1 protein-coding gene is annotated in these 696 nt (G+C 40.4%); it reads left to right on the top strand.

Features of this window, described 5'->3' with window-relative positions:
• Positions 1 to 63: 63 nt before the first annotated feature.
• Entirely contained in the window at positions 64 to 579 is a 516-nt protein-coding gene (locus FKN93_RS17490) for a hypothetical protein (RefSeq protein ID WP_114717184.1), read from the top strand.
• The last annotated feature ends 117 nt before the right edge of the window (positions 580 to 696 follow it).

Here is a 696-nt window from a genome sequence, read left to right on the forward strand (position 1 = left end):
TATGCGGAAACTTGGTAGTAGCGTTGTCAGCCCCTTAAGCGGGCGTTATGTGAAGGTGTCTAAATGATGACAAAGCTGAAACTTGGTTTATTTTTTGTTCCCTCATTACTTGCAGGCGCTTATGTGGGGTTAAGGTTTCCATCTTTGGATACCCAAGAGCAGAAAGAAATGGTTGGCTTTATAGTTGGTTTTTCTCAGTCGGACTTGTTTAATATTGCTGCACCACTGTCAGTATTAATTTTTGCTATTTATGTTTTTATCTTTGGGCAAATTCCTAGGAAACTTTCTGGTAAAAGGAAAGTAATATTATTTTGGTTGCCGGGTCTTTCGTTGACTTGTTCCATGCCGTTTTTCACGGCTCTTCTGAGCTTTCTTGTTGTTTATAGTGGTGACTTAGAAACAACAAAGCTAATAGTATATAGCTTGCTCGGCTTCATATATTCTGTAGTGTTTTTGTTGGGTATGCTCGCTCCAGCTTTTGAGGGAATGTACCCAAAAGAAATCTCTCAAAAACGTAGAGTTTATGTACTTCTGGTTGTTTCATTATTTTTGGTTATGGTGTGGGGATATTTCACATAACAAACGCTTCAAGAGGGACAGCCAACGCGCGGCATTTTTATTATGCGTTGGTTTTTGTGGTTACGCTGTTATGCGGAAGCTTGGTAGTAGCGTTGTCTGCCCCTTAAGCGGGCGTTA

It is taken from the genome of Vibrio sp. A8-1, from assembly GCF_013048685.1.
In the GTDB taxonomy this organism is placed as follows: Bacteria; Pseudomonadota; Gammaproteobacteria; order Enterobacterales; family Vibrionaceae; genus Vibrio; species Vibrio metschnikovii.

Coding starts and splice junctions, on each gene's coding strand:
- FKN93_RS17490 (WP_114717184.1), top strand. CDS start 64: ATGATGACAAAGCTGAAACTTGGTTTATTTTTTGTTCCCTCATTACTT.